This window comes from Brachyspira aalborgi (assembly GCF_008016455.1).
GTDB lineage: Bacteria > Spirochaetota > Brachyspiria > Brachyspirales > Brachyspiraceae > Brachyspira > Brachyspira aalborgi.
This window is the reverse complement of sequence record NZ_SAXU01000001.1, coordinates 321,040-346,845: the sequence shown is the minus strand read 5'-3', so window position 1 is coordinate 346,845 and position 25,806 is coordinate 321,040. Positions and strand designations below refer to the sequence as shown.

Annotated in this window: 21 protein-coding genes and 1 tRNA gene; 8 read left to right on the top strand and 14 right to left on the bottom strand. The window is 28.1% G+C overall.

The window, feature by feature from the left end; translation table 11 throughout:
• The first annotated feature begins 16 nt into the window (after nucleotides 1-16).
• Nucleotides 17-2,515 carry an endopeptidase La gene (lon, locus tag EPJ79_RS01580; protein ID WP_147738186.1) on the top strand — a complete coding sequence of 833 codons (2,499 nt, stop codon included), beginning with the start codon at nucleotides 17-19 and terminating at the stop codon, nucleotides 2,513-2,515.
• 290 nt (nucleotides 2,516-2,805) lie between these two features.
• Here lon and EPJ79_RS01575 read toward each other — a convergent pair whose 3' ends face one another.
• A complete protein-coding gene (locus EPJ79_RS01575) occupies nucleotides 2,806-3,903 on the bottom strand; it encodes a cell surface protein (RefSeq protein WP_147738185.1) in 1,098 nt (365 codons plus the stop codon).
• A 195-nt stretch (nucleotides 3,904-4,098) separates the two neighbouring features.
• Between EPJ79_RS01575 and EPJ79_RS01570 the strand changes: the two genes are divergently transcribed.
• Entirely contained in the window at nucleotides 4,099-5,298 is a 1,200-nt protein-coding gene (locus tag EPJ79_RS01570) for a pyridoxal phosphate-dependent aminotransferase (protein WP_147738184.1), read from the top strand.
• Nucleotides 5,299-5,421: 123 nt separating this feature from the next.
• Nucleotides 5,422-8,340, top strand: coding sequence for an Eco57I restriction-modification methylase domain-containing protein (locus tag EPJ79_RS01565; protein WP_147738183.1), 2,919 nt, complete (start codon nucleotides 5,422-5,424; stop codon nucleotides 8,338-8,340).
• Between the two features lie 101 nt (nucleotides 8,341-8,441).
• On the opposite strand, the gene EPJ79_RS01560 is transcribed toward EPJ79_RS01565, so the two are convergent.
• Nucleotides 8,442-8,765, bottom strand: coding sequence for an STAS domain-containing protein (locus EPJ79_RS01560; protein WP_147559701.1), 324 nt, complete (start codon nucleotides 8,763-8,765; stop codon nucleotides 8,442-8,444).
• Nucleotides 8,766-8,810: 45 nt separating this feature from the next.
• Nucleotides 8,811-8,893 (bottom strand) — tRNA-Tyr (locus EPJ79_RS01555).
• Nucleotides 8,894-9,041: 148 nt separating this feature from the next.
• Here EPJ79_RS01555 and EPJ79_RS01550 point away from each other — a divergent pair.
• Entirely contained in the window at nucleotides 9,042-10,019 is a 978-nt protein-coding gene (locus EPJ79_RS01550; protein ID WP_147738182.1) for a cyclic nucleotide-binding domain-containing protein, read from the top strand.
• 20 nt (nucleotides 10,020-10,039) lie between these two features.
• Entirely contained in the window at nucleotides 10,040-10,678 is a 639-nt protein-coding gene (locus EPJ79_RS01545) for a Crp/Fnr family transcriptional regulator (RefSeq protein ID WP_021958441.1), read from the top strand.
• Here EPJ79_RS01545 and EPJ79_RS01540 read toward each other — a convergent pair.
• The 3 genes from EPJ79_RS01540 to EPJ79_RS01530 all read right to left on the bottom strand — a co-directional run bounded on the left by EPJ79_RS01540 (nucleotide 10,675) and on the right by EPJ79_RS01530 (nucleotide 14,703).
• Nucleotides 10,675-11,952, bottom strand: coding sequence for an MATE family efflux transporter (locus EPJ79_RS01540; protein ID WP_147738181.1), 1,278 nt, complete (start codon nucleotides 11,950-11,952; stop codon nucleotides 10,675-10,677). The two genes, EPJ79_RS01545 and EPJ79_RS01540, sit on opposite strands and share 4 nt — an antisense overlap.
• Nucleotides 11,953-11,970: 18 nt before the next feature.
• Nucleotides 11,971-13,599 (bottom strand): GldG family protein, encoded by a 1,629-nt coding sequence (locus tag EPJ79_RS01535; RefSeq protein ID WP_147738180.1) that lies wholly within the window; start codon nucleotides 13,597-13,599, stop codon nucleotides 11,971-11,973.
• Nucleotides 13,600-13,722: 123 nt separating this feature from the next.
• Entirely contained in the window at nucleotides 13,723-14,703 is a 981-nt protein-coding gene (locus EPJ79_RS01530; RefSeq protein ID WP_147738179.1) for an alpha-1,2-fucosyltransferase, read from the bottom strand.
• Nucleotides 14,704-15,005: 302 nt separating this feature from the next.
• Here EPJ79_RS01530 and EPJ79_RS01525 point away from each other — a divergent pair, with 302 nt between their 5' ends.
• Nucleotides 15,006-16,745 carry a proline--tRNA ligase gene (locus EPJ79_RS01525; RefSeq protein WP_147738178.1) on the top strand — a complete coding sequence of 580 codons (1,740 nt, stop codon included), beginning with the start codon at nucleotides 15,006-15,008 and terminating at the stop codon, nucleotides 16,743-16,745.
• Nucleotides 16,720-17,379 carry a hypothetical protein gene (locus EPJ79_RS01520; protein ID WP_147738177.1) on the top strand — a complete coding sequence of 220 codons (660 nt, stop codon included), beginning with the start codon at nucleotides 16,720-16,722 and terminating at the stop codon, nucleotides 17,377-17,379. Before EPJ79_RS01525 ends, EPJ79_RS01520 begins: the two co-directional genes overlap by 26 nt.
• Before the next feature lie 14 nt (nucleotides 17,380-17,393).
• Here the strand turns inward: EPJ79_RS01520 and EPJ79_RS01515 are convergent, their stop codons facing one another.
• The 8 genes from EPJ79_RS01515 to EPJ79_RS01480 form a co-directional block, all read right to left on the bottom strand.
• Nucleotides 17,394-18,464, bottom strand: a complete 1,071-nt coding sequence (locus tag EPJ79_RS01515; RefSeq protein WP_021959365.1) for an LptF/LptG family permease — start codon at nucleotides 18,462-18,464, stop codon at nucleotides 17,394-17,396.
• A gap of 26 nt (nucleotides 18,465-18,490) precedes the next feature.
• On the bottom strand, nucleotides 18,491-19,372 hold the full coding sequence (locus tag EPJ79_RS01510) for a DUF2225 domain-containing protein (RefSeq protein ID WP_147544884.1): 882 nt from the start codon (nucleotides 19,370-19,372) through the stop codon (nucleotides 18,491-18,493).
• A 66-nt stretch (nucleotides 19,373-19,438) separates the two neighbouring features.
• Nucleotides 19,439-20,608: a hypothetical protein gene (locus tag EPJ79_RS01505; protein ID WP_147738176.1), complete on the bottom strand. Its 1,170-nt coding sequence runs from the start codon at nucleotides 20,606-20,608 to the stop codon at nucleotides 19,439-19,441.
• Nucleotides 20,565-22,136, bottom strand: coding sequence for an NTP transferase domain-containing protein (locus tag EPJ79_RS01500; protein ID WP_147738175.1), 1,572 nt, complete (start codon nucleotides 22,134-22,136; stop codon nucleotides 20,565-20,567). Before EPJ79_RS01500 ends, EPJ79_RS01505 begins: the two co-directional genes overlap by 44 nt.
• Before the next feature lie 32 nt (nucleotides 22,137-22,168).
• Nucleotides 22,169-22,621: a hypothetical protein gene (locus EPJ79_RS01495; RefSeq protein ID WP_147525582.1), complete on the bottom strand. Its 453-nt coding sequence runs from the start codon at nucleotides 22,619-22,621 to the stop codon at nucleotides 22,169-22,171.
• 146 nt (nucleotides 22,622-22,767) lie between these two features.
• Nucleotides 22,768-23,505, bottom strand: a complete 738-nt coding sequence (locus tag EPJ79_RS01490; protein ID WP_021958009.1) for a site-2 protease family protein — start codon at nucleotides 23,503-23,505, stop codon at nucleotides 22,768-22,770.
• Between the two features lie 18 nt (nucleotides 23,506-23,523).
• Complete coding sequence (lgt, locus tag EPJ79_RS01485; RefSeq protein WP_147738174.1) at nucleotides 23,524-24,420, bottom strand: prolipoprotein diacylglyceryl transferase; 897 nt, start codon at nucleotides 24,418-24,420, stop codon at nucleotides 23,524-23,526.
• Nucleotides 24,421-24,612: 192 nt separating this feature from the next.
• A complete protein-coding gene (locus EPJ79_RS01480) occupies nucleotides 24,613-24,825 on the bottom strand; it encodes a hypothetical protein (RefSeq protein WP_147738173.1) in 213 nt (70 codons plus the stop codon).
• Between the two features lie 209 nt (nucleotides 24,826-25,034).
• Between EPJ79_RS01480 and EPJ79_RS01475 the strand changes: the two genes are divergently transcribed.
• Nucleotides 25,035-25,769, top strand: coding sequence for a basic amino acid ABC transporter substrate-binding protein (locus tag EPJ79_RS01475; protein WP_147735610.1), 735 nt, complete (start codon nucleotides 25,035-25,037; stop codon nucleotides 25,767-25,769).
• Nucleotides 25,770-25,806: the final 37 nt, after the last annotated feature.

The window sequence follows — 25,806 nt, the reverse complement described above, 5'->3', positions numbered from 1 at the left end:
AGGATTTTAATTTTTTATGAACGATATTAAAGAAACAAAAGAGATAAAAGAAAAAGAAATAAAAAACGAAAACAATAGCGAAAATACGCTTTCAATTTTAGAAGATAAACTTCCGTCAAAATTAATAATAATTCCCGTTATCGGAAAGCCTTTATTTCCAGGTCTATACGCTCCGTTTCCAATTCCGCCAGCTTATGCGGATTCTGTAAATAAGGCGATAGAAGAATCAAACGGATTTTTAGGACTTAATTTATTTATATCCGACACTCCAAAAGAAGACGGAAAAATTTCTACAGAAGATATATATAAAGTCGGAGTTATAGTAAAAGTATTTAAAAAATTGAATCTTCCTGACGGCGGACTCAATTTGCTTATTAATTCTATAAAGCGATATAAAATAATTAGGTTTATAAATGTTGAGCCTGTTTTAAGAATAGAGCCTTTGTATATGCCCGATATTAATAATTCTTCAAGCAAGGAAGACGAAAACGAAATTAAAGCTTATACGAGAGCTTTGATTTCTGAAGTTAAAGCTTTAAGCGAAAATAATCCTTTATTTACTGAAGAGATGCGTCTTACTATGATTAATGTCGATGACCCTGGAAGATTAGCGGATTTTGTCACTTCAATGATAAATGTTGAGAGAGCAAGTCAGCAAGAAATTCTTGAAACTTTTGAAGTTAGAGATAGATTAGAAAAAGTCCTTTTACTTTTGCAAAAAGAAAGAGAGATAACTAAAATACAGCAGAAAATTCAAGGAAGTATAAATTCAAAAGTTCAAAAACAGCAGCGAGATTATTTCTTAAAAGAACAATTAAAAGAAATAAAAAAAGAATTAGGATACGATAGCGACCCTAAACAGAGAGATATTGATAAATATAAAAACATTCTTAAAAATCTTAAAGTAGTTGACGAAGTTAAAGAGAGAATGCAACAAGAAATTGAAAAAATTTCTTCTATAGATAATCATTCTCCCGAATATACGGTTTCTAAAAATTATTTAGACACTTTATTTTCTCTACCTTGGAATGAAGAAGCTAAAGAAAGAGAAGATATAAATAAAAGCAAAAAAATATTGGATAGAGACCATTATGGGCTTGAAGATGTTAAAGAAAGAATATACGAATTTTTAGCCGTTCGTAAATTAAACCCAAATAAAAAATCTTCAATACTTTGTTTTGTAGGTCCTCCAGGAGTTGGAAAAACTTCAATAGGAAAAAGCATAGCCGAAGCTTTAGAGCGTCCTTTTTTTAGATTTTCTCTTGGCGGTATGAGAGACGAAGCAGAAATTAAAGGACATAGAAGAACTTATATAGGAGCGATGCCAGGAAAAATAATAGAAGCTTTGAAAATAGTTAAAGTTAAAAATCCCGTTTTGATGCTTGACGAAATAGACAAATTGGGTATGAGTTATCAGGGCGACCCTTCAAGCGCGTTATTAGAAGTTTTGGACCCGGAGCAGAATTCGGCTTTCAGAGACCATTATTTAGATTTGCCTTTTGATTTGTCAAATGTTCTTTTTATAACTACTTCAAATACTCTCGATACGATTCCATCTCCTTTGCTTGACAGAATGGAAATTATAAGACTTTCGGGTTATATTATGGAAGAGAAATTAAAAATCGCTTCAAAATATATTATCCCGAGACAAATTAAAGCTCATGGACTTAATATAAAAAATATAAGATTCACAAACAGAGCTATAGAATATATTATTAACGGATACGCGCGCGAGGCGGGAGTTCGTAATTTTGAAAGAAGAATTGAGAGAATATGCAGAAAAATTGCGGCGGATATAATTGAAAAAAATAAAAAAACTTACAATATAAATATAGATTCAAAAGATATAGAAAAATATTTAAAAAAACCTATATTTACAAACGATTTAACAGAAAGAGCAATTAAACCAGGAAACTCAATAGGACTCGCTTGGACATCTATGGGCGGAGCGACTCTTACAATAGAATCGATTAAAGTCGCAGAAAAAAAAGACGGCGGTTCAATAAATATGACAGGACAACTTGGCGAAGTTATGACTGAAAGCGTTCAAATTGCTTATAGTTATGTTAGAAGTATCGCTAAAAATTATGGCGTTTCTGAAGATTATTTTACAGACGCTATAATTCATTTGCATGTTCCAGAAGGCGCTACTCCAAAAGACGGTCCTTCGGCGGGAATAACTATGGCTACGGCTTTATTATCTTTGGCAATGAATAAAGTAATAAGAAACGATACGGCGATGACGGGCGAGCTTTCTTTAAACGGAAAAGTTCTTCCAATCGGCGGACTCAAAGAAAAAACTATCGCGGCGAAACGACTCGGATTTATCAAGCATATTATAATTCCTTTTGAAAATAAAAGAGATTTAGACGAGATTCCAGATAAAGTTAAAAAGGGCTTGACTTTTCATTTGGTAAAACAGGTTGAAGAAGTTTTTGATTTTGTATTTAAGATTGATAAATCTAAAAAGTCGAATAAATCAAATAAAAAAATTAAAGTAAAAAAGAGAAAATAGAAAATATTATTATTACCTATACTTTGTAGATAATAGACAGAAAAAAGTTTAACAGCATGAGATATTGCAATTTGCTATTATAAAAAATTAGTTTTTATTTTATGCGTCTATTTTGTAAAAGCATGCAAATCTGTTTGTATTTTTTTATCAAAATCTGAATATAAAAATTTTATTTAAACTTTTTATTTTATAAAAATATAGCCATTAAGAGATGCTTTTATCCAACTTTAACGATGCATTCATACGAAATAATATTTAAGACTATAGCGATTCTTTCAAAAGAACAGAGTTTAATATCTCCAAATTCCCCAAACATCCAAACCAGCGCCAAATCCGTTCTTTATTTCAAATTCGGCATTCTTTTTCATTATGCTTTTGCCTTCTCCATAAGCCGTTAATCCGAAAGTCATATTCTCAACGGGAGTAATTCTTAACTCTCCTTCCATTCCGTAATGAAGATTATATAATCTATCCACTTTATAAATATCGCATTCAAACATTAATCGAGGCATTGCATAAACATATATCGCTCCCAATTTTGCCTCAAACTTTGCAGGAAGCAAAGCGTATATTCTAATGCTACTAGAAGAGCGTCCGCCATTATCGTCATATAAATAATTAGTCAAAGAATCTTCCGCATATCCCGCGTCTATAGTAGCCCATCTGCTTTCGATTCCATAATAAAATGCAAGTTTTACGGGCAAACTTATTTGAACGGGATAATTATCAAATCTTGTAAGCATAATATCGCCAAATAAAGAAAATCCTATAACCATAGGAGCTATTGAAGTTTTCGATATTTCATTAGTTATTGAAGAAAGTTGAATTCCATAATGCAAAGAAATAGAAAATTCATTCATTAAACCGCCTCTAAACATAAAAGAAAATTTAGGAGTCGTGCTTATCGATAATCTTCCGCCGTAATAATTTTTATCGGCAATAGAAACCGAAATTGGCAAATTAAATCTGTATTTTTCCATTGCAATTCCTAAAGCTAAAGAATGACTATGAGCTATCGGCGATTTATTTGAGCTTAAATCGTTATATAAACTAAATTGATAACCGATTCCGAATATTCCATAACTTAAACCTATAAAACCTTTTGGCAAAAAAGCAAATATCCTTTGGTTGCTTATAACGGTTTTGTTATCGACTATATGACTTAAATCAAGCAATGTAAAACCTAATTTAAAAGGCGTATTTTTTTCCATTAATGGCGAAAAATCGTATATCGTTCCTATTCTGTCAGTTCCCGCTCTTGAAGAAGTTACGCCTTCAATTAAATTATACAAATTATCTTTATCGACAATATCGTCTATAGCGAAAGCTAAAGAATTAAAAACTAAAAATATTAAAATCAATAACAATATATTGGCAACTTTTCTCATTTTATCTCCGTTATTATCATTTTATAGATTATTTTTAAAAATATATTAAAAGAATTTATAATAGTTTATAATATAAAATCGTTTTTTTCAAGTATTTTATAATAATTATCTTAAAAATAAATATTGACAATTTAATTATTTTAGTATATTCTATATGATTAAATTACTATATATAATAAAATTTTGGAGATAAAAATGGAGCTATCTAAAAGAATTCAAGCGTTAAAAACTTCGCCGACAAGAAAATTAAATCCTTATGCGGAAGAGAGCGAAAAAAAAGGAATTAAAATTTATCATCTTAATATAGGACAGCCCGATATTGAAACGCCTAAAAAATTTTTTGAAGCGATAGAAAAATATAACGGAAAAACTTTAGGCTATTCTCATTCGAGAGGAAGTAAAGAGCTTATTCAAAAAATACAAGAATATTATAATAAAATGGGACTTCATTACGAAGAGGACGAAATAATAATAACCGCTGGCGGAAGCGAAGCTGTGCTTTTTAGTTTATTTGCAATATTTGACGAAGGCGATGAAATATTGGTAGCCGAACCTTATTATGCAAATTATAATAGTTTTTGCGATTTGCTTTCTATAAAAAGAAATGCCGTTAGAACTTATGCCGAAGACGGTTTTCATCTTCCAAATAGAGACGAAATAGAAAAACATATTACTAAAAAAACAAAAGCATATATATTTGCAAATCCTAATAATCCTACGGGAGTAGTATTTACAAAAAAAGAATTGGATGATATAGCTTATATATCTAAAAAGTATAATATGTTTATTATAAGCGATGAAGTTTATAGAGAATTTGTTTACGGAGATAGAGAAGCCGTAAGTATGGGAACTTATAAAGATATAGCCGAAAATGTTATTATAATAGATTCAATTTCAAAAAGATTTTCCGCTTGCGGCGCTAGAGTAGGATGTATAATAAGTAAAAATAAAAATTTTATGAACGCCGTATTTAGAGAATGTCAGGCAAGATTATCAATGCCTACTCTTGAAATGATTGGCGCTGCGGCTTTATACGATTTGCCTTCCAATTATTTTGAAAGCGCTAAAAAAGAATACGATAACAGAAGAAAAATATTATTTGAAGAACTTTCAAAAATGGATGATGTGATTGTTAGAGAACCCGAAGGCGCTTTTTATGTTTTGGCAAAACTTCCCGTTAAAAATGCGGAAGATTTTGCAATATGGCTTCTTAAAGATTTTAATATTGACGGCGAAACTGTTATGTTTGCTCCTGGCGAAGGTTTTTACGCTACGGATGGACTAGGAGTAGACGAAGTGAGAATATGCTATTCTTTAGACGCTAAAGATTTAAAAAAAGCTATGAATATTCTTAAAGAAGGTTTGATTAAATATAGAAAAGAAGTTGAAAAATAATATTTAATTAAACGCTAATATAAAACATTCATTTTTAAAATATACTTTCTTGAATAATTTACTATAATTTGATATACTATTGATATTATAGTTTTTTAATTTTATAAAAGCAAAGGAGTTAGTATGTCGGCAAATAGCAAAAATAAAGAAGAAGCTTACAACGGAATTAAAGAGCTTGTAGAAAAATTTAAATCTAATTATAAGCAGTTTCATTCGAGCGAGTATAACGAAACTTTGACGAGGCAAGATTTTATTAATCCTTTCTTCGAGTATTTGGGATGGGATATTTCAAATAAAGAAGGACTTTCTCAAACCTATAGAGATGTTATTCATGAAGATAAATTAAAGATAGGAAAAGAAACGAAAGCCCCTGACTACTCTTTTAGAATTGGCGGGAATAGAGTATTTTTTGTTGAAGCGAAAAAGCCAAGCAGAAATTTAAAAGAAGATGCGGATGCGGCTTATCAAATAAGAAGATACGCTTGGAGCGGAAAATTGGCAGTAAGCATTTTAACCGACTTTGAAGAGTTTGCAATTTACGATTGTTCTAAAAAACCTTCGCCTAACGATAAAGCCTCTATGTCGAGAATCGAATATATAAATTATGAAGATTATTTAAATAGATTTGATTTTTTATACGACACATTTGCAAAAGAAAATGTTTTAAGAGGCTCTTTAGAAAAATATAACGCCGATACAAAATCAAAGAAAGGAACGGAAAGCGTAGATATTGATTTTCTTAATTCGCTTGACTATTTGAGAACAAAATTAGCTTCAAATATAAGCAAGTTAAATAGTTTGTCGTTAAGAGATTTGAATTTTGCAGTTCAACATATAATTGACAGAATAATATTTTTGAGAGTAGCGGAAGATAGAGGAGTTGAGAATTATGGAGATTTGCGGGAGGCTTGCAGTGGAAGTAATTATTATAAAAATATTGTAGATATATTTAAGAAATCGGATGGAAAATATAATTCGGGAATTTTTGATTTTTCTAAAGATAAAATTACGCAGAATATTGAAGTCGACAATAAAGTAATTAAAGAGATAATTAACGATTTGTATTATCCAAAAAGTCCTTATGAGTTTTCGGTAATATCGGTTGAGATTATAGGAAATGCATACGAGCAGTTTTTGGGAAAGACTATAACGATTGGGAAAAATAGTAAGGCGAAAATTGAACTTAAACCCGAAGTGCGAAAGGCGGGAGGAGTTTATTATACGCCCGAGTATATTGTCGATTATATTGTAGAGAATACGGTTGGAGAAAAAATTAAAGGAAAAACGCCAAAAGAAATAGCAAATATAAAGATTGTGGACCCTGCTTGCGGTAGCGGAAGTTTTTTAATAGGCGCTTATAAATATCTTTTAAATTATCATAGAGAATATTATTCAAAACAAGGCAAAAAGAAATTCTTGGGTTCAAAAGAAGACGCAATTACCGAAGACGGAGAGCTTGCATTATGGGTGAAAAAGCAAATACTAATAAATAATATTTTTGGAGTCGACATTGATTCGAACGCCGTTGAGGTTACAAAATTATCGTTGCTTTTGAAATGTATGGAAAACGAAACGCCCGCCTCTATAATGAATAATCAAAGTTTATTTAACGAGAGGGCTTTGCCTTCACTTGACGAAAACATTAAATGCGGAAACTCTTTAATTGGGAACGATTTTTATAGCGGAGGCGATAGTCTTAATATTGACATTGAAACGCAATATAAAATTAATTGCTTTGATTGGGAGAGGGAATTTTCTTCGATTTTTAAGTCGGGCGGATTTGATATTGTTATAAGTAATCCGCCGTGGGGTAGTAAAGAAGTAATATCTAAAACCGAAATGCCATATTTTGAAGAAAAATTTAAAAGAAAAAATAAAAATTTAAATATTTTCGCTATATTTATAGATAAATCAGTTAATATAGTTAATAATAAGTATATTATAGGTTTGTTAATTCCAAAAAATTTTATAAAAACTTCTTCATATCAAGAATATAGAGAAAGTTTTATAAATAATATAAATTGTATAGTTGATTTTGGTAAATTTCCAGGCGTAGCCCAAGAATGCATAGGTTTATTTATAGATTATAATAATAAACCTAATGTAAAAAGAATTATATTTTCAAAAAATGAAATAGAATTTTTATCTGATTTAAATAAATTAAATATAATACGAGATAAATTTAAAGTTTTAACTTTATCTAAATTGTCTGGCTACAATACTATAATTAATAAAATGCAAAAAAATACATTTCTTTTAAGTGAATATTTTACCGTATTTAGAGGGATAGAACATGGAAGAAATGGAGATTTAATAAAATGTCCTTATTGCAATCACTTCTTTGAAAAACCTGGTAAAATAAATAAAGAACTAAAAATTACAAATTGCAAACATTGTAAAAAAAAGATAAAAATAAATACTAATTCTTATAAATTTATACATCAAAAAAAATTAAGAAATACAACACCGTTATTAATAGGTAATTCTATAGATAGGTATTCTTTGAAAGAAACAAAATATTATATAGAAAATAATTTATCTGGTATAGATTATAAAGGATTAAATATTATAGATGAAAAACTATTTTTTATAAGAATTTCAAAATATTTAAGAGGATATTATGACAACGAAAAATTAATATCTTTAAATGCTTTAAATGTCATAATACCTAAAAAATCGCCATATAATTTAAAATATTTATTAGGGATTTTAAATTCAAAATTATATACTATTTATGCCGACATAAAAGTAACAAGCGGAGCAGATTTGACAATAAGATTTTCTAATGAAATAATGAATAACTTACCAATTCCAAAATTAGATTTTTCTAAAAAAGAAGACAAAAAAAAACATGATAGATTAGTTAAACTTGTAGATAATATAATCGCTATTAATAAGAAGTTGGTTGGAGAAAATAACCCTAATACTAAAGAGATTTTAGAGCGGCAGGTTAGAGCGTTGGATGGAGAGATTGACAGGTTGGTTTATGGGTTGTATGGGTTGAGCGATAATGAAATTAGGATTATTGAAAATGGAAGTTGAATTTTGGCAAGCATGCAAGGGGTTTAATTCACTTGTTATTAGAAATGCAAATAAACAATGAGGCTTTCGCTATAGAATTTGATTAATATATAAATTACGAATTATAATAAAAATTCTTTTGTATTATCAAAAGTTTTAATAAGAGCAAATAGCATTAAATCCTTAAAAATTTGATTGATAGATTCGTCTACATTAACCATAAATAATTTTATTTTTATAGATTGTAAATCTTTGTATAATTTGAGAATTTTTGATATTCCCGCGCTGTTTATTTCTTTAACATTTCGCATATCCAAAACGACTGCGGGCATTCTTATCGAACAAGCTTCTTCGCAATCTTCTACGAATTTTTTTATTTCTTCAGGCAAAACGAGATTGGATTCTATAACTATAGATATATATCCGTCATAAAATTCTATAGCCAAAATATCTCCTTTATTTTTATTTTTTATTAAAACTATAAAAAGATTTGGGCAGGGAGGGATTCGCACCCCCGTAGACTTCCGTCGACAGATTTACAGTCTGCTGCCATTGACTGCTCGGCCACCTACCCATTTCATTTGAAAATTTAGAATTATTATAACATATTATTATAAAATGTCAAGCATAATAAAACTATTATATTAAAAAAAACTTGAAAAAAGTATTATAAATGATACAATTAAAAAAACAGTTTAAACAATATTTAAGGAAATTAATAGATGCAAACAAGAGTATATCAAGCTGGTTCTGTGGTATATTTTGCTGGCGACAAATCCGATAGAGTTTATATATTAAAAGAAGGAAAAGCTCAAAGTATATTTTTATCGGAAGAAACGGGATATGAAGCAAGAGAGGCTATAAATGTTGGAGAATTTTTTGGAGTAAAAAGTCTGCTTGGAGATTATCCTCAAGAAGATACAGTTCAATGTTTAAGCGATTGTGTCGTTATAATTATTACTTACGAAGAATTTGAAAATTTAGTGGCTAAAAATAAATCTATAATAATAAAAATGTTAAGAGTATTTTCAAATCAGCTTAGAAGATTAAATAAAAAAGTAAATAAACTTGTAGAAAAAGCGGAAGATGAAGAAGAGACTAATCAGTTAGAAGGATTATACAATATCGGAGAATTTTATTTTAAAAATCAAAAATATAAAGACGCTTTATACGCTTATAAAAGATATTTTCAATATGCGGATGAAAATTCGGCTTTCTATCATACGGTTGAAAATAAAATAAAAGCCTGCAAAGAAAAATTAAATATAACGGACGACAGCGATATAGCTCCGCCTCTCGATATTATTAATGAAAATAATTTTTCTAATAACGATATTAACAACGAAGATTATAATAAGGCTTTAGAATTATACGATAACGGCGATTATATTAATTCTATAAAATTATTTAACGCTTTGCTGAAAAACGAAAATGAAACTATAACGGAAAATTCTATATTTTATATGGGAAAATGTTATTATAATATAGATAAATACGACAACGCTTCTTCAATTTTACTTTCGGCAATAAAAAAATATCCGAAATCTCAAAATGTAAAAGAGGCTATACTTTTTTTAGGTAAAGCATGCGAAAAAACGGGAGATAAAGAAAAAGCGAAAGCGTATTATCAAAAAGCGGCGTCAATGCCTCCTAATGATAATATTTCAAAAGAAGCGGAAGAAAATATATCAAAACTTTAATAAAAAAATAAGGAATAAAAATGGATAATAATATATCTTCGCATACAAAGAAATACGATACTGACGATATTATATTTTTGGAATTTGAAAAAGGCGATAAATTTTATATGGTTCAAAGCGGTTCGGTTAAAATAATGAAAGTAATTAAAGATGTTGAAAAACTTCTTAATATAGTTTACCCTGGAGATTTTTTTGGAGAGATGGCGATTTTGGAAGGCACTACAAGAAGCGCTTCGGCAATAGCTAACGAGCCTACGGTTTTACTAGAATTACAAAAAGAAAATTTTCAAACAGTTCTTGCAAATAATACGGAAATGGCTCTTAAACTTTCAAAAATGTTTGCAAAAAGAATATTCGATTCAAAAAGAAGACTTTTGATACTGCAATTAAACGAAACAGAGTTAAGAATATACGATTGTTTATTGCTTCTTGCCGAACTTCAAAATATAAATAGAGAAGATTATAATAGTCCTCAAGAATTGAAAGCGACTATAAACGATATTGCAAATTGGTGCGCGATAAAACCGATTGAAGTTCAAAAAGTTTTGAAATTGAAAGCGGGAAAAATAGATATAAAAAAAGATACTATATTCGTTAAGAATTTAAAAGAGATTCAAAGACAGATAGATGTAAAGAGAAAAAAGTCTTATAATATTTAATAGATTTTATTTTTTAGTAAAAATATTCTATGAAATATTATAATTAAAAGATTGTAAATAAATAAAATCAAATAAAACACAGTCATTATAAATATAAATCTCTCAAATGTCCTCTCGCCGTTTCTCAAGCTAAAATAAACATAGGCGAAAATTATTAAATAACCGTAAAAAGGATAGAATAATTTATATGCAAGTCCATAATTAAAAGTCAAAACTGCAAAACCTAAAGAAAAACCGAATAGCGCCGCTTTTGGAATTAACGGAATAATCGCTTCGTATCTTTCTGTAAATTGAATTAATATTATCTGTTTTGCAAATATTATTAAAAAAGCCGACAAAAATAAAGACGCCAAAGAATATAATATAATCGAATAATATAAAACTTTTTTCTCTCTATCTTTATTTTTATTTTTCATTGAAATTAAAATATAAGAAAACATAACGGCGGCTATAGGCGCTCCGATATAGAAAAACATTTTTATTATTAAAGCAATTGTCGAATAATATCCCGCGCTTAATTTATCTAAATATCTATTTGCCATAAGAACATCGTTTAAAGAAATCCAATTAAATATAAAATTAATTATAACGACATTTATTATATAATTTTTAAAATCCGACAAATCTTTAACCGAAAAATATTTTTTTAAATTTTTTATTTCTGCATAATACGGAAGATTTTTTTTCTTTAATTCAAAAATATGAATTATAAAATAAATTAAGCAAGAAACTAAAACGCATATAATAGATTTTTCTAAACTTAATCCCGTTATTATAAAAATCGCAAGCAAAATTATTTTTCCAAACAATGTGGATATAAAACTTGCCATGTAATCGTAGCCGATATAATTATTAATCTTTAAAATCGACTGCGAAACTATAGTAAAAACGCTTATAAAAATTGCTATAGAAATTAAAAACATAGCCTTATAATTTTTTATGTTAAATAAAATATCGATTAAAGGAATTGAAAAAACAAAAACTACAAAAATTATAATCGCTATAAAATATCCGTTTGCCCAATATCTTTTTGCATCTTCTTCGTTTTCGTAATTATGCATTATATAATAACTGAAACTTGAAACGGTTAAAATTATTATAGAATATATATTTATTATTCCGTTATAATATGCAAAATCGGATATTGATAAACTTCTATTTATATAAATTGAAGAGATATAATTTAAGATACTTGTAAAACCGTTTAATGCAACCAATAAAATATAATTAATATAATATCCGTAATTTTTATATAATTCTTTTATTTTATTCATAATATTTTAATAAAAAAATTATCTTCTTCTAAAAAACCATATAAGAATTCCCAAAATTCCAAATAAACAAGGCAAACCGATTTGAGCGACATATCTTATAAAATTAGTTTGAGTAGTCGTTAAAGTAAGGTTTCTAACGCTCGCCTCTTTGGGTCTAATAGTTATTTTTTGTCTCGCTTCCAAAAGATAAGCGACAGTATTCATAAACAAATCTTTATTTCCCGCAAAAGCTATATCTACGGATTGCCCTTGCTCGGGATTTATGTAAGCGTTTAACGCAAAAGTGGAATCTCCAAAAACTACAATTCTCGCGGGATTTTCTCTGCCTTCTATTTCGTAAGTTCCGCTAATTCCCAACGGCACTGGTCCCGCAATATCCGTTTGAGGATTGAATCTCGCTCTCGATAAATCGAAAGTCGCTTCTCTCTTTGCGTATCCTTGAGGAGTAGTGGTTATAATATTTTCAAAAACGCCGTTATATTTATTTTCTCCCGCTCGAACGCTCCTTGCCACAACCAAACATGCAAAAACATTTCCCTCTTTTAAGGTTTGAGTTATCGGATGCGCCGTATATTGAGGAACTATATTAACTGGAATTACAACGCTTGAAGATGCGTCTATTATATAATCGTTTCTTGTATAAAATCCCCACTCTCTTAAAAATATATCCAAATTGCTGTTAAAAGCGTTTCTATCCATAAAGCTGTCGTATAAAACGAGTAATTTTCCGCCCGTTTTTATATAATTATTTAATTTTTCTATTTCAAAATTGCTAAATTTTTCTATAGGCGAGGCTATAATTAAAAGCGAAGCGTCAGTTGGAATATTTTCAAGAATAATATTTAATTCTCTAACTTTATAATTTTCATTTTCCAAATAAGTTTTAACGAAAGAAAGTCCTTCTCCGCCTCTATCTTGCAATTGCCTTTCGCCATGCCCAACTGTAAAATATATAACGGAAGATTCCTGCTCTAATAAAGTGTATATTGCTTGAGTAAATTTTTCCTCTCCGACAAATAAAGGCTCTGAAGTAACTTTTGATTGCGAAGTTAAATCTTTTCTGTATATTCTAACCTGTTTATTTTGTCCGTAAGTAAAAACTATTTCTCCGACTTGAGTCATTTGATATTTGCTTTTTGCCGAAGGTTTTTCTATAGGATTTATATATTCGACTATTATATGTTTATTTATTCTTTTATATTGTTCTAATAATAAATCGGCTCTCCAATCGGAAGAAGTCGGGTCGGAACTTGGCGAACGCAAAACTACTATAGAAAGCGGATTATCTATTCTTGATAATATATCCATAGTCTGTTGCGAAACAGTATAAGATTTATTTTGAGTTAAATCAAATCTTAAAGGAAAATTAACGCTTATTATATACAAACCTACAAGTATAGCCAATATTATAATTAAAGACAATATTCCGAAAAACGCTTTATGAACGAAACGCATTCTAAAAAGAGTTATTATGCTTTTTCTCTCAAGTATTACCGTTATAATTGTGATTATTGCAGATATTGAAAGAACAATCAAAAATGTAATCGTAGGTCTTTGAGTAACCGCATAGAAAAATATCCATGCGAAAAATAATAATACCCAAGATGCAAGCATAAGAATTTTTAAATTAAATTTTTTATTAGACATTTATAATTTCCGTTTTTATTTTTTGATTTTTAATTATAGTTTAATTTAAGATAAATTTCAATAGTAATATTCAATATATTTACTTTATAAAAAATTGGAGTGTTTAATTTAAGAGGAATTATTTTATCTAAAATATTTTTTATCTATATCATTTGGAGTTATGAGAATTTTATTTTGATATTTATTGAATATATGAGCGGTTTCGCAAAATCTTCCTTCTGAAGCGATTTGATATTTGCAATTGCTTATTAAATAAAAATCGAAATATCCTTTATCGTTGTCGTTTATATCTACTGCCAAATAATCGTATTTATCTTTCACTAAAGGAATTAATTTTTCTTTTACCCAATCCATATCGTCAGAAAAGAAATATATTTTTAATTTTTGTCTAATTTGTTTATTGATTTTTTCAATCGCTTTTATAAAATAATTTTCGTCTAAACTATATCGTCTATAATTTACTTTTAAATAATCGTTTCTTCTTACATGACAGGCTACAGAATGTTTACAATTTTTAATATCTTCGTAAATCTTTTTATTGTCGTTATCTAATTTTGGAAGAATATATTTGTCTAAATCAAATATTTCGTTAAAATCTAATTGTTTTATACTTGCTCTCCAAACTCCATTATCGCAATAAATAAATTTGTTATACTTAATTATATCCGTTATATCAATATTTTTATATTTATACCCTTCTATAAAATAACAACTTTTAGCGATTGATATTATATTTTTAGAAGCGATTTTAAAAGAAAAATCTTCAAATATATTTAAAATTTCAAAATTACGATTATATTTACCGATATCATCTTTTCCATTATAATTATACCAAGAAATATCATATAAAACTTTCTTTCCATATAATTTTTCAATAGAATATCCAACTCTATATAAATAAAGTTGGTCAGCAAATCCGCCAGTCATTTTTATAATTATGTATTCAAGATTATTATTTTGAGCTAATAATTTTAATAAAATATCATTTTGTTCTTTGATTTCTAAAATTGTATCTACTAATTCTCTAATAAAATCTCTCAATTTTCTTGACGGTATCCACCAGACAATATCGTTTAAGTATTTTTTTAATCTTTCGTTAGGCATAATATTTTATACCTCGCAAAAGATAAAAAATTGCAATGAAAAAGTCTCTATTTTTAATAATAGAGAAAATGATAAAATTATGGCTTGGCTTGGCTTGGCTTGGCTTGGCTTGGCTTGGCTTGCGAATTCTCAAGTTTACTTTATTAATAATACAATTAAATATTGTCATTTGCAAATTATTATACATTAAAATAAATAATTGTCAAGTATAATTATTATTTAATAAAATAAAAATATAGTTGATAATTTTGTTTTTTAATATATCATTAATTAAAATTCGATTTAATAATAAGGAAAATATTATGCGTTTATCCAAACTCTTTATGCCGACTTTAAAAGAAGCGCCAAACGATGCGATTATAGCGTCAAATAAATTAATGATTAGAGCGGGCTTGGCGAGAAAAATATCAAACGGTTTATATTCGTATTTGCCTTTGGGAGTTAGAGTATTAAATAAAATTTCAAATATTATAAGAGAAGAAATGAACGCCATAGGTTCAAACGAATGCATAATGCCTTTGCTTGTTTCAAAAACTTTGTTAACTCCTTCAGGAAGATGGGAAAGATTCAAAAAAGAATTATTTAGATTAAAAGATAGAAACGATATTGATATGGCAATGGGACCGACTCATGAAGAAGCTTTTACGATTACCGCTAAAAATGAAATTCAATCATATAAAGATTTGCCTTTAATATTATATCAAATAGAAACAAAATTTAGAGATGAAATTAGACCGCGCTATGGAGTTATTCGTTCAAAAGAATTTATTATGAAAGACGCTTACTCTTTTAATATGACAAAAGAATCTTTAGATAAAAGTTATAACGATATGAGTAAAGCTTATACAAAAATTTTTAAGAGAATGGGATTAAATACCGTGAGCGTAAAAGCCGACAGCGGAGCTATGGGCGGAGAAGGAAGCGAAGAGTTTATGGTTTTAAGCGAAGTTGGAGAAGAAACAATAATTTTTTGTTCAAAATGCGATTATCGCGCAAATGTAGAAAAAGCGGAAGTTAAAGCGGAAGAGATTGCAAAACATTATACCGATAAAAATTTAGAAGAAGTTTATACTCCAAATATAAAAACGATTAACGATTTGGAAAAATTTTTTAATACTACTGCGGATAATTTTATTAAAACGATTTTATACAAAACGGAAGAAAACGAAATTATAGCGGTTATCATAAGAGGAGATTTGGAAATTAACGAAACAAAATTATCAAACTCTTTGGGCGGACTTGAAATAGAATTAGCAAACGAAGAAACAGTTAAAGAAATTACGGGAGCTAAAGTAGGATTTGCATCGCCTATAGGATTAAAAAAGAAAATTAAAATATACGCCGATTATTCAATTAAATCTATTTCGGATGCTATAGTCGGAGGAAATAAAGACGATACTCATATAAAAAATGTAAATGTTGAAAGAGATATTAAAGCGGATATTTGTGGAGATTTTAGAGAGGCAAAAGAAGGAGATAAATGTCCTCAATGTGGAGAAAAATTATACCAAAAAAAAGGTTTGGAATTAGGACATATTTTTAAATTGGGCGACAAATATACTAAAGCTTTTGATTTTAAAGTATTAGACGAAAATAATAAAGAAGTTTTTCCAATAATGGGTTGCTATGGAATTGGATTAAATAGAACTTTGGCTTCTATTATAGAACAAAATTATGACGATAAAGGAATAATTTTTCCGATAACAGTAGCGCCTTACGAAGTTGTAATAATTGCCGTTGATAAAGAAGGAGAAAATTCTTTTAATAAAGCTATTGAAATTTATAATTCGCTTAATTCTATTGGAATTGAAACTTTATTTGACGATAGAAATTTAAGACTCGGCGTAAAATTGAACGATTGCGATTTAACAGGAATTCCAATGAGAATAATTATAGGAAAAAAATCATTAGAAAAAGGAATTGTTGAGTTTAAATTAAGAAATTCCACACAAAGCGAAGAGATTAAAATTGACGATATTGTTGAATATGTTAAAAATAAAAAAGAAGAATTATTTAATGAAATTAATCGAAGTAAAAAATAATATTTTATTAGGGCTTGATAAATTTGCAAAAGAAAATCAATTTAAAATATTTAAAAAAGATTTTGCAATTAAAAAAAATACAAAAGAATATATTTGCGCTTTCGATTTTACTTATAATTATTGGCAAGATGAAATTCACTTATTCCCGTTTGCTACAATTAAAATAAATCAAATTCATAATATATGCAAAATAAACGGTTATGATTTAAATTACACGGCTTTTATAAATCTTTTGTTTCTTGAAAAATACGCGAAAAATAAATATGACGAAAATACTCGTTGGAAAATGCAATATAATCAAAAAGATAGATTTAAAATTTTTAGCTTAAACGATATCGATAAAATAATTGATAAAACATTAAATTTAATTTATAAATACGGATTAAATTATATTGAAAAATATTCAAATATAAAATCTATCGACAATCTATATAATAAAAATCCGTTTGATTATAATCCAAATTGTTCTGGACTTAATACTCATTGTATAATAGGTTTAATCTCGGCTAAATTATCAAAAAATGAAAACTACGATAAATTGGAAAAAATTTATTCCAAAATAGTAGAAGATAATGATTTTAACGATATAGATAAAGTCGCTTTTGATAAAATTAAAAAATATCTAAAAAATTAAGAATTAAATTGTAATTAATAAAACTTCTTAAAAGCCACTAAACAAAGAAAAGCGAATATAATATTCGGCATCCAAGCGGCAATTAAAGGGTTTATAGTTCCGCCATCTCCCATTGAACGAAATATCATGAGAATAGAATAATAAAGCAAAGCGACAACTATAACCATAACCAAACTTACAACCAATACGCTATGAGTTGAAAATTTTGAAAATAGCGATGCAAGAAGAACGATAATAAAGCCCGAAAAACAATAAGATATTCTATAATGCAAATCTGTTTCCAAAAGCGCCGTGCTCATATGAATCTCTTTGCGAAGTTTAATTAATCTTAACGATTCCGTTAAACTTAAAGTGTCTAAAATCGGTTTCTGACTTAAATGTTCAGGTCTTTCCAACACATCGAGAGGATAATTTTTAATCACTTCAACCGTTATCTCATTTTTATCGCCAAACTTACTTAATATTCCATTTTCTACATACCATTTTTTATCGTTATCGTCCCATTTTATACAAGGCGATGATATTCTAGTTTCTATTCCGCCGCCTTCTTTTAATTTTATTATTATAGCGTTAGTCATATACTGCCCGCTATAAGAATAATTATCTATAAAATAAACATATCTATTACCGCCAAAAATATTCCAAACTCCACTCTCCTCGCTTTTCTGTCGTCCTCTTCCAATATCGTCCGCTTCAAAAGAAATTTTATTTGCTGGAGCTGCCACATATTGCCAAAATATAACTAGCAATAAACATAAAAGTATAACGATTATAAAAACGGGAGAAGAAAATCTAAATAAACTTATTCCCGAATTTTGAACTGCAAGCATCTCTTTATTTTTTACAAAAGTTCCCAAAACATAAGTCGAAGAAAACATAAGCGCTACTGGAAATATATAATACATATTATGCGGAATTCTTGCCACATGATAAATTATAAAATATCTCATATACTCAGAATGTTCAGTATAATAGGATAATTTACTGCTTAAATCGGCAATAGTTACTAAAACTACGAATAAAAATAAAGAGCCGAAAAAAAGAGTAAGGAATTCCGATAAAAGATAAAAATTCAACTTTTTCATTTTATTATTATAAAATAAAAACGATTTTAATTCAAGTTTATTCCGTAAGTTTCGTTTATAGAATTTAATTCTTCAGTTATATTTGTATGCAATTCTTTAATCTTTTCAAGCAATGCGGAAGGTTTAGATTTACTACTTTTCCCCGAACCGAATACTTTGCTTATTTTTCTTTTAGCTTGAACTAAAGTATTTGCCTTAACATTAGGGTCGGGAATAAACTTTGAAGAGTCAAAACCAAGCAAAGCTCCCATATAAAGCATTCCTTCGTATCCAAAATTATTGTCAATATCTGGTCCAAAAGATTTTATTTTATCAAAACTTTCTTTACCATTTTGCATAAACTCTATAGCTTCTGCATACAATTCGCTCGCCTTATATTGAAAGAAAGGAATCAATCTATCGTAATTTTCTTCAGGCGCTATAGCCGATAAATCTTCCAAAACCCAACTTAATCTTAAAGAAGAGAGAGCTTTTTTAAGAGTCGGAGCGACTTCTTTATCATGATATAAATATCCGTCAAGCGCTAAAAAATAACTCGCCGCTCCCGAATATAAATCTCTGTTTTTTTCAAAATCAATCTCATCTCCAAAAAACTCTTCCATATATTTTCTTCTCAACTCTTTTGTTGATAAAATATCGTCTACAAATTTTTTATTAAGAATTGAAAAGTCTTCGTTAAATGAAGCGTATAAACAATTCGGACAAACTACAACGACATATATTAAAGGATAAACCGCTCCGTATTTTTTGCTTTTCTCGTAAGTTCTTCTTAAGTCGTTTCTTAACTCTCCCGCTATTAATCTTCCGCCGCCCGTAAGAAGCATTTCATGATAAAATTCAGTTTCGCATACGGGACAAACTCTCGGATTTTTTTCAAAATAAGATACTTTTACTTCTTCGCCACTCATAAAAATTCCTTCTTTATTTATTTTTTATAAATTCGCATAAGTTAATTATCGACTTTTTTATGTTTTTCAATATCGCTTAATATTAATATGACTTACATTAAGTTTGCTTATTCTTAATTCTTTAAATAAATCATTATAATAAACCATATAAAAATAAGGATATTGAGCGGATGCAATTCTAATATCTCCCTTGCTTTTTCCAAGCGAAGATAAATCTATTGTCTGCTCGTCCATATAAACATATTTATAACCGTTTTCTTTTGTATAAAAAATTATATCTTTCGCCGAATAATCTAAAGTAGAATCTAAAGAAATTATATTTTCGTTTTCCGTTATTATATTTCCTTCAGTAAAATTTCCTTCATAAAATTTTTTATAATCTATAGAATTTCTATTATCTTTAGGAATATATATTACGCTAAATCTATTATGCTCTTCATGATTAACAGAATATAAATAAGCGTTTTCAACTATCGGATTATTATCAAAAAATTTAAATTTGCTATTAGTTTTTCTCGAAGCGTAAAATATATTATCAGTTTGATATTCTTTTATATAAATCGCATAACCGTCTTTTTCGGCTACAGGATAAACTGCATCTATAGTTTTATTAGTATAAATTAAATCGGAAAAAAAATTATCTCTATAAAATCTTGAAACATATAATATTCCTTTATTGTCTACAAAAAAAAGAGCGGGCGAATTGAAAGTTGAAACAACCAATTTTAAGTCTATTATTTTTTGATTTTCTTTTAACTCCATAGGATAATTATTAAAATACCCCGAATTATTATTTGCATACCAAACTTTATTATTTTTCATATAAGATATATGCATATTTTCAGAATTCGTAGCCATACTAACTAAATCGCCAAATTCTCTGTCTTTATCTATAATCTCTCTATTAAATTTTCCGTCCTTTCCGCTAACATAAACGGGAGTTTTCAAAATATTATCATAATAAACAAAATGAATATTATTTTTAGAATCTGCAAAAACTTTGCTTATATAAGTTTCTTTATTTAAAGAAGCGACAGCCCAAGTTGATAAAGATTCAAAACTGCTTATCCTCGTATATTCTCTCGATAAAGGCGGAGCGTCTTTTTTTATATCTTTTTCGTATTGTCCGTTTAATATTAAAAATATTGAAAATAAAAGGATGACAATTTTTATAATTATATTATTTTTTATTTTATTTTTTCTTGCTAATTTTCTTTTTTGTTTTATCTTTTTCATCGTCTATTTTTATAACGGATTCTATTCCTTCTTCTTTAGGTCTTATAAATCTGCATTTAATTATATTTCCATTTTTATCTTTCAAAGCTTTTATATGCGAATAATAAAAAATACAATGTTCGATATAAGCGTTATTGTCGACTATAGAACCGTATAAATAACTTACGCCTTTTATAAGAACATTTTTACCTATTTTTACGGGATGATTATCGCTTCCCGTTATATTAACGCCTCTCTCTAAAATAGTTCCTTCGCCTATATAAACATTTCCTCTTATTTGATTTCCCGAATATATTTTAACATTTTTCTCTAAAATAAGATTTTGCTTTTCAAGACATGAAAGTAAAACATTATCGCCTATAAAAGAGTTTTCGCCAAGCTCTATATTTCCTTCAAGTTTCGCTCCGTTAGATATAAATAAACCGTAATTTATTTTAACGCCTTTTCCTATATAAGCGCCTTTTCCTATATAAATATCTAAAGGTTTTTCGTCTTTGTCTATTTCTAAAATTTGCTCGACTACGCTCTCTTCTATAAAGAAATCCTCCGAATCTTCTATTGTAATTATATTTTTTAATTTATTATACACATTTGATTTTGCGATTGATTCCATTTCTTTAAGAACTGTTTTATCGTTAAAGCCCAAAACGACTTTATTGTCTTTAGGCATAAATGTTGAAACTGATAAATCATTATTAACAAATATCTCTATTAAATCGGTTATATAAAATTCTTTTTGAATATTATTAGATTTTAATTCGCCTATTAATTTAAGCAAAGCTTCCATTTTAAAACCATATACTCCGACTATATATTCTTTAAAACTCTCAAGAAGCTCATCTTTATGAAAAGAAAATTTTTCATCTTTATAAGTTTTATAAAGTTTATCTTCATCTCCCATAGAAAGAATATCTTTATATTCTACAACTCCGACAACATTTCCTAAAGCTTTAAGTTTATATTTGCTCTGTTTTCCTTCAGTAGTTAAGCCTCTGCTTCTTAATAATCTTCCGTAATAATTGCCATCTGCTGGTCCGTCATATAAAGCCGTCATTACTATCATATCCGATTTTGATTTTAAAAATTCTTCTCTAAACTCTCTCATTGTTTCTGCATCTATAAGTCCCAAATCGGCATAAATTACATAGCAATATTTTATATTTTTTAAGTCGCTTTTTTCAAGCCCGATTCTAACTGCATGTCCCGTTCCCATTTGAGATTCTTGATAGGCAAAAATCGTGTTAGGCTGTTTTCCAACCGTATTTGCCACATCTAAAGCTTTTATTCCAACGACTATAGTAACATTGCTTTTTGGAATTCCATCGTTTACCGCAAGACGAACTCTTTCAATACTAGGAATACCCCAAATAGTATGTAGCATTTTTGAAGTGGAGCTTCTTATTCTCTTTCCATGTCCCGCGGCTAATATTATAACCAAAGTGTCATTTTTAGAAAATTTAGAAGATAATCCTAAAAGTTCTTTTTCAATTAAATTATCGCTTTTCTTTTTTTTATCTTTGCTTTCCATAAAGAGAAACTCCTTTTTTGAAAAATTATTTATTAAACCGTTTTTATATTATCATTATCGGCAGAATTAATCTTTTTAAAAACCGCTTTCTTTATATTTGGCTTTTTCTCAAATATTTTATCTTTATTTTCTTTCAATATTTTATCTTCATTATTTATATTATTATCGTTTGAATTATTATAAGTTTCGTCTTCTTTAAGCCATTTTCTTAAAACTTTAACAACCGATTGAGCGAGAATATCCAATTTTTGTTTCGCTCTAACATTTCCGCCCAAATTAGAATCTTCTTTTAATATAAATTTATATAATTGCATTGCTTTTATAATATTTTTTTTATCAAAATTATAATAATCGGCTATTTTTTCTATTCCGCCAAAATACGAAGCGGTTAAATAACATCTATAAGCTCCTTCAATATCTTTTTTATTAAAGAGTTCGTTTCCTTTTCTGATTAAGGCGCTTCTTGTGGAATCGTTTATTTTCATAGTGATAATTATATATTAAATAATATTAAAATTCAAGTATTTTCACAAAATAAAAAACAGATTATTTAATTTAAAGTTAAATAATTTTTTAATATAATTTTTATTTAGAAAATATATATTGTCTTTTTATAATATAAAAATAACAATCAAATAGACAATATCGTTTTAAATGTATCGCCCAATAAATAACTTGATATATTTTGTATAAACGACAATATAGTTCTTAATATTCCAAAAAATAATAAAGCGTATAAAATCAAAAAACCGTAAGGATATATTTTATCGTAAGTATTTTTTCCTTTTGGAGATAAAAAGAATCTCAATATCCATCCGCCATCCAAAGGAGGAAAAGGCAGAAGATTAAAAAACATAAGCATTATATTTATAGTGTAAGACATAAACAACATTGCAAGAAATATTGGAATTATATTTAAAATAATATTCGTTATAACATTATCGTTAGATTGCAAAATTATGATTAATTTATTTATAATAAAAACTCCTTTAATTGGAAATGTAAGAATTTTCATTATTATAAAAGATATAAAAGCTATTATTAAATTCGCAAAAGGTCCCGCAAACGAAACTATAGCCTGGTCTCTTTCAAAATTCTTAAAATTATTAGGATTAACGGGAACGGCTTTCATCCAACCTATAATTGGAATTCCTGTCAAAGCTGCAAGCAAAGGCAAAATTACCGTGCCTAAAATATCTATATGAGCGAAAGGATTTAAAGTTAATCTTCCTAAATCTCTAGCCGTTTTATCGCCAAAATTATACGCAGTTTTTGCATGCGAATATTCATGAGCGCTCGCCGATATTATAAATACAAAATAAGATATAATTCCGATTGATAATCTATTTGAAAATATTTCATAAACCATTTTTTATTTTCCGTTTAATTAATTATTTTTATCGATATTCGTATCGTATTTTTTAGCATAAGTATAAATAAGCATTACAACTCCGACTATAATCATACATATAGAATAAATCGCTCCCGAAGTTATAGGTCCTATAGTCCATTCGGTTATATCTCTTGCAAACTGTTCTATAAAAGCTCTAAATAATCCGTATAATATCATCCAAACCCAAAGCCTCGTTCCCCTTCTTATTTTTTTATTTTTTTGACTTAAATATAAAATAAAATAAGAAACCAAAGCCAAAACCAAACCTTCCAAAATAGCCTCGTATATTTGAGAAGGATGCCTAGATTCAGTATAAGGTCTTATAGCTGGAAACATAGCCTTCCAATTTTCATATCCTCCGACTGCATCATATAAAGGAAATTGCATTCCTATAAAAGAATCCGTTACTCTTCCGTAAAGTTCAGCATTCATAAAATTTCCTATTCTTCCAAAAAATAAACATAAACTTGAAGGCAAGGTTGCATGGTCGCCTATATCTAAAATTTTATAATGATATTTTTTACTGAAAATAATTAAAGATATGCACATTCCTATAAATCCGCCATGAAAGGACATTCCTGCAAAACCCGAAAAACTTATTCCGTTTCCAAGATTTATTCCAAGTATTTCCCAAGGCTTCAAAAAAGTTTGCGGAGAATAAAATACGAAATAACCTAATCTCGCTCCCGCTATCGCTCCGACTGCCGCATAAAAAACCATATCGTAAACTCCGCCGTTGTTATCGTCATTATATTTAATCCAACCTTTCTTTTTTATGCTATTCAAAACCAAACATGAAACGACTATTCCGACTATATACATAAGCCCATACCATCTTATTGGAATACTTGGCGAGATTACAAAAGGCGTAAAAAATTCAGGATACTTCATTATACTTTCCTTAAAATATTAAAATTAATTATGTTATATTATATCTAAATATATATTGTATCAAGTGCAAAAATTTAAAAATATAAATATAAATTGTTTTAATAAAAAATAAACCGTTAAATAAAAAGGACTCATATTCTTAAATAAAAGAACATGAGCCTTAAATCTTTATTCTTGTGGAATTAAAAAATTTTAACTAATTAATCCCCATTCTCCGTCATCGCCACTATTATTGGTATCGCCGCTATCGTTTGTATCTCCGATATCATTCGTATAAACTCTATAGGAAGTGACACTATCTTTAGAATCAGTTAGTCTTTTGTCATCATCCTTCCCACAGCTTACCATTAATAATAAAGCAATTATTATTAATAAAGATTTAGAAATTGTCTGTCTGTTGTTCATTGTGAACACTCCTTTATAGAAATTTTATATAATAAAAAACCTTGACAAAATTGTTAAGTCAAATTTTCACTGTCTTAAATAAATATTTTAAATTTTATTAATGATTAAAATTTATAAAAAGATAATTATTTTATAATTTTTACTTGATTTTTTCTAATAATTATATAAAATTATTTTAATAAAAAATTAAAAATTTTGAGGAGTATTTTATGTTAAAGAATAGTATTCTAAAATTAATTATGATTTCTGCAATAATTTTTATTGCAATTATTGGATGCGAAAAGGAAAATAAAAAATTGTATGTCGGAACAAATGCAGAGTTCGAGCCTTTCGAGTATAGAGAAGGCGGAAATATTGTAGGTTTCGATATAGAACTTATCGGCGAAATATCTAAACTTATAAACAAAGATATTGAAGTTGAGGATATGGCTTTTGACGGATTGCTTCCCGCATTACAAACAAAAAAAATAGATTTAATAATAGCGGGAATGACGGCGACTGAAGAAAGAAAAAAATTCGTTAATTTCTCCGAATCTTATTATAAATCGCAACAGGCTATAGTAGTTAATAAAGACGAAAACGGAATAAATAATTTTGACAATTTAATCGGAAAAGAGGTTGGCGTGGTTTTAGGATATACGGGCGATATAATCGTATCTGAAATGGCAAATGTTAAAGTTCAAAGATATAACGCCACTTCGGAAGCTATTATGGCTTTGAAATCTAAAAAAGTTCAAGCCGTAGTTTTGGATTATGAGCCAGCAAAAAATTACTCCGCTCAAAACCCAGAATTAAAATTAATTGAAACGGATTCTCAAAGCGAAGAATATGCAATAGCTATTAGAAAAGAAGATACTCAACTTTTGAACGATATTAATAAAGCTTTAACCACTCTTAAAGAAAACGGAACTTATGACGCTTTATTAAATAAATATTTTAAATAAAAATATTTTAATTTGTAAAAAGTTTTTATCTTAAAAT